Source organism: Caulobacter sp. P1_B12_2 (assembly GCF_056406675.1).
Genome location: NZ_JBFTZS010000357.1, coordinates 1 through 4,915 on the forward strand (window position 1 = coordinate 1; position 4,915 = coordinate 4,915).

General features: G+C 67.3%; 4 protein-coding genes. 3 read left to right on the forward strand and 1 reads right to left on the reverse strand.

Features of this window, described 5'->3' with window-relative positions:
* Nucleotides 1–124: 124 nt before the first annotated feature.
* Complete coding sequence (locus AC1DZ6_RS19000; RefSeq protein WP_477098702.1) at nucleotides 125–1,663, forward strand: tryptophan halogenase family protein; 1,539 nt, start codon at nucleotides 125–127, stop codon at nucleotides 1,661–1,663.
* 10 nt (nucleotides 1,664–1,673) lie between these two features.
* On the forward strand, nucleotides 1,674–3,188 hold the full coding sequence (locus AC1DZ6_RS19005; RefSeq protein ID WP_477098703.1) for a tryptophan halogenase family protein: 1,515 nt from the start codon (nucleotides 1,674–1,676) through the stop codon (nucleotides 3,186–3,188).
* A gap of 4 nt (nucleotides 3,189–3,192) precedes the next feature.
* Here AC1DZ6_RS19005 and AC1DZ6_RS19010 read toward each other — a convergent pair whose 3' ends face one another.
* The gene (locus AC1DZ6_RS19010; protein ID WP_477098704.1) at nucleotides 3,193–3,552 is read right to left on the reverse strand and encodes a hypothetical protein; all 360 of its coding nucleotides are present in this window, start codon (nucleotides 3,550–3,552) and stop codon (nucleotides 3,193–3,195) included.
* Nucleotides 3,553–3,823: 271 nt separating this feature from the next.
* Between AC1DZ6_RS19010 and AC1DZ6_RS19015 the strand changes: the two genes are divergently transcribed.
* The coding region (locus AC1DZ6_RS19015) for a DUF6880 family protein (RefSeq protein WP_477098705.1) at nucleotides 3,824–4,915 on the forward strand (1,092 nt) is incomplete at its 3' end.

The window sequence follows — 4,915 nt, forward strand, 5'->3', positions numbered from 1 at the left end:
CCGTGACCCCTGTCACGGCGGCTTCTTTTTTCGAGCGGGACGGCTAGCATGAAGGCCAAGACGGGCGCTTCGAAGCCCGCGAGCAGGAGCCATGAAGCGCTTCGACGAAGGGTAGGGAGCATCCATGCAGGACAGCGCGCACGAGCGGCGTATCCGCGACATCGTCATCGTCGGGGGCGGCACGGCGGGCTGGATGGCGGCGGCCAGCCTGAAGCACCATTTCGGCGCCGCGCCGGTCAATATCACCCTGATCGAGTCCTCCGAGATCGGCACGATCGGGGTGGGCGAGGCGACGATCCCGACCATCCGCCGCTTCTACCAGGCCCTGGGCCTGTCCGACGTCGACGTGCTGCGGGCCACCGGCGGCACCTGCAAACTGGGCATCCGCTTCAACGATTGGACCGCGCCCGGGTCTTCTTTCATCCACCCCTTCGGCCTCTACGGCCAGGACCTGAAGGGCGTGTCGTTCCATCACTACTGGATGCGCCTGCGCAACCAGGGCGAGGACGTTCCGCTCGGCGACTACTCGCTGGGCGCCAGCCTGGCCGCCGCCGGCAAGTTCACCACCCCCTCGCGCAATCCGCCCTCGACCCTGTCGGTGTTCGACTGGGCGCTGCATTTCGACGCCAGCCTGTTCGCCAAGCTGATGCGCCAGGTGGCCGAGCAGAACGGCGTGCGGCGCATCGACGCCAAGATCGTCAGGACCAATCTGCGGGTCGAGGACGGCTTCATCGAGTCCGTGTCCCTCGACACCGGCGCGACCGTTTCGGGCGACCTGTTCATCGACTGCTCGGGATTCCGCGGCCTGCTGATCGAAGAGGCCCTGCACACCGGCTACGAGGACTGGAGCCAGTGGCTGCTGTGCGACAGCGCTCTGGCCGTCCAGAGCGAAGGGAAGGGCGCTCCACCGCCCTATACCGACGTCACCGCCCGTCCGGCGGGCTGGCAGTGGCGGATCCCGCTGCAGCACCGCTGGGGCAACGGCTACGTCTATTCCAGTCGCCACACCTCCGAGGAGGACGCCCGCAAGGTGCTGACCGCCTCGCTGGACGAGCGGCTGCTGCACGAGCCGCGCAAGATCGGCTTCCATCCGGGCCGCCGTCTGAAGGCCTGGAACAAGAACTGCATCGCCCTGGGCCTGGCCTCGGGCTTCCTGGAGCCGCTGGAAAGCACCAGCATCGCCCTGATCGAGACGGGCATCGAAAAGATCAAGCAGTTGTTCCCCAACCGCGACTTCGATCCGGCGGTGGTGGACGAATTCAACGAGATGTCGCGCCTGGAGATGGAGCGCGTCCGCGACTTCATCATCCTGCACTACAAGCTGAACCGGCGTCCCGACGACACGACCGGCTTCTGGACCCATTGCCGCGACATGACGATCCCCGACACCCTGCAGAAGAAGATGGATCTGTGGCGCGCCCAGGGACACTTCGTCCGCTATCGCTGGGAGATGTTCTCTCAGCCCAGCTGGCTGGCGATCTACGCCGGCTTCGACCTGCTGCCGGAGACCTACGACTTCAGCGTCGACGGCTTCGACGCCGGGCAGCTGTCCGCCGCCCTGGCCGAAATGCGCAAGGCCGTGGCCGACACCGTCGCCGCCACCCGCACCCACGGCGACTTCATCGAACAGTACGCCCGCCCTCAACCGGTCGCGGCCGAGTAGGAACAGTCAGATGGCTCACCTGAACAAGATCGTGATCGTCGGCGGCGGCTCGGCTGGCTGGATCTGCGCGGCCATGCTCAGCCACTATTTCCAGAACGGTCCGACAGAGGTCGAACTGATCGAGTCCGAGGAGATCGGCACGATCGGCGTAGGGGAATCGACCATCCCGCCGTTCCTCCAGCTGATCCGCACCTTGGGCATCAACGAGCAGGAATTCATTCAGGAAACCCAGGCCGCCTTCAAGCTTGGCATCCGGTTCGAAAACTGGCTCGAGAAGGGCGACGTCTACTACCACCCGTTCGGTCAGATCGGCGGTCCGCTGGAGGTCAACGAGTTCTATCAGTGCTGGCTGCGGGCCAAGGCCAACGGCCACCCGTCGGCGCTTCAGGATTTCGCGCCGGCCACGGTGATGGCCGACACGGGCAAGTTCATGCTGCCGGCCAAGGCCCAGCGCACCATGATCGCCAACGCCAACTACGCCCTGCACGTCGATGCGAAGCTGGTGGCGCTGTACCTGCGCAAGTTCGCCGAGGCGCGTGGCGTCAAGCGCACGGAGGGCATCGTCACCGACGTGGCCACCCGCGCCGACGGCGGCGTCCAGAAGGTGATCATGAAGGACGGTCGCGAGGTGGCCGGCGATTTCTTCATCGACTGCTCGGGCTTCCGCGCCCTGCTGATCGGCAAGACCCTGGGCGAGCCCTTCCGCGACTGGAGCGACGTGCTGCTGTGCGACCGGGCCATCGCCGCCCAGACCGAGAATGTCGACGCGCCCCATCCGTACACACTGGTCCAGGCTCAGGACTTCGGCTGGCGCTGGCGCATCCCGCTGCAGCACCGTGCGGGCAACGGCTATGTCTATGCCAGCAAGTATCTGAGCGACGACGAGGCCACGGCCACCTTGATGAGCCAGATGAAGGGCGAGGTCGTGCTGGGTCCGACGGTGATCCCGTTCAAGACCGGCGTGCGCGAGCGCCCGTGGGTCAAGAACGTGGTGTCCATCGGCCTGTCCTGCGGCTTCATCGAACCGCTGGAATCCACGGCCCTGCACCTGATCTACAAGGGCATGGACTATCTTCTGCGGTTCATGCCCGACATGGACGCCGACCAAACCCTGGCGGCCGAGTACAACCGCCGCATGGTCGCCGACTACGAGGAGATCCGCGACTTCATCGTCCTGCACTACATCACGACCCGGCGCGACGACACGCCGTTCTGGCGTGACTATCAGCAGGTGGTCCCGCCCGAGAGCCTCCGGGAGCGCATCGCCCTGTTCAAGGCGGCCGGTGTGCTGCGCGACGGCGTCGATGACATGTTCCGCGCGCCCAGCTGGCAGTCGGTGATGGAAGGCATGGGCGTCCGGCCCGACCGCTATCAGCAGTTGGTCGACCGCATCCCGCTGAGCGTGATCATGAACCTGATGGACAAGTCCGCCCCCATGCTGGCCGACTTCGTGGCGACCCTGCCCAGCCACGAGGAGTTTCTGCGAACCCATTGCCCGGCCACGCCTTTCAAGCGCTCGGCTTAAGGGTTCAGCGCCAGGCCTTGGCCTGGGTGATCGTCGCCGGTTCGGCCAGCAGAGCATCCAGCGGACGTCCCGCGACCGTACAGGTCGCCACCTTCACCGCGCCGCCGCCGGTGACCTTGCAGGTCAGGGACTGGGCGAAGGCCGCTGCCATCAGACGATCGCGATCGGCGGGCAGGGCGGTCACGGCGGGCGAGATCCGCACCGGGACCCACTGATCGGGCGTCGGCCCTTGGGCGAGGCAGAGGGTTCGGCCGTCGATGACGTGCAGGACCGGTCCGCTGATCGTCTGACCGGCCGCCGGCGCGGGGCCGCGGCAGGTCTGGGCCAGGGCCGGCGCGCCAAAAGCCAGGACGGCCAAACCCACGGCCGCCGCTCCCGCTCTCGCCCAACCCTTGGCCATGTTAACGAATCCTCTGAACGAGGACTCAACACGGCCGATGACATCGTGTTCCACACGGAGCGCGTTGAAACCCCGAACGTTTGCCGTCTGTTGCCCAGACGACGCGGTCGGCGCGTTCGTGGGTGAAACGGCCGCGCGGACCACGTCCGAACGGTCGTGCTAAAGGAGGACCGACGGACGCGGCGACTCGGCCCGCGATCCAACGGATACGGACGGGAGAACTCCGCTGGCGACGGTGAAGCGTACGGGATCGCGAAAGACCCTGACGACGGCCAATCTGGCCGCCCTGGGGGCGGAGCGGCTGGCCGACCTGCTGATTGACGTCGCCGAAGGCCATGCCCAGATCAAGCGCCGGCTGCGGCTGGAGCTGGCCGGCGAGATCGGTCCCGAGGACCTCGCGGCCGAACTGGCCAAGCGCATCGACACCGTCGCCGACAGCCGCGCCCGTATCCACTGGCGCAAGCACAAGGAGTTCGTCCGCGAACTCGACATGCAGCGCGCTCTGATCGCCGGACGCCTGGCGGAGCTGGACCCGACCCTGGCCCTGCCGATGATGCTGCGGTTCCTCGGCACGGCCGAGGGGGTGTTCCACCGCACGGCCGACGCCAAGGGAGAGATCGACGCGGTGTTCGACGCCGCCATCGACGACGTGGCGATGATCGCGGCGACCGCCTTGCCCGATCCGCGCGCCTTGGCCAACCAGTTGCTTGATCTGTTGATGCACGGCAGAGCAGGCATGGGACCGCGCGCGCTGAAGAACGCTCTGCCGGCCCTCGGCGCCCAGGGGGTGGCCGACCTGCGGGCGGTGATCGAAACCACCATGGCCTCGCAGAAGCGGGTCAGCGGCGCGCTGAAGGCCGCCGTCCAGGTGCTGGCCGACGCCCAGGGCGACGTCGACGGCTACATCGCCCAATTCACCGACTCCCAGGCCGTGCTGCCGCCGATCGCGGCCCAGATCGCCCGGCGACTGACCGCGGCTGGACGGTTTGACGAAGCCGTGAAGGCGCTCGACCGCGCCACGCCGGGCTCGTTCGCCCAACTGGTCGGGGCGGTGCTGGGCCGGCCCTCGCTGCCCGGCCCCGGCGCCCTGGACTGGGAGGACGCCTATATCGACGTGCTGGAGGCGCGCGGGCAGTCCAGTCTCGCCCAAGAGATGCGCTGGACCGCCTTCGAGCGCGGGCTCTCGGCGGATCGCCTGCGTGATCACCTCAAGCGCCTGGCTGATTTCGACGATGTCGAGGCCGAGGATCGCGCCCTGGCCCATGCCGAGGACTTCCACGACCTGCACGCCGCGCTCGATTTCCTGATCGAATGGCCGGCCTGGGAT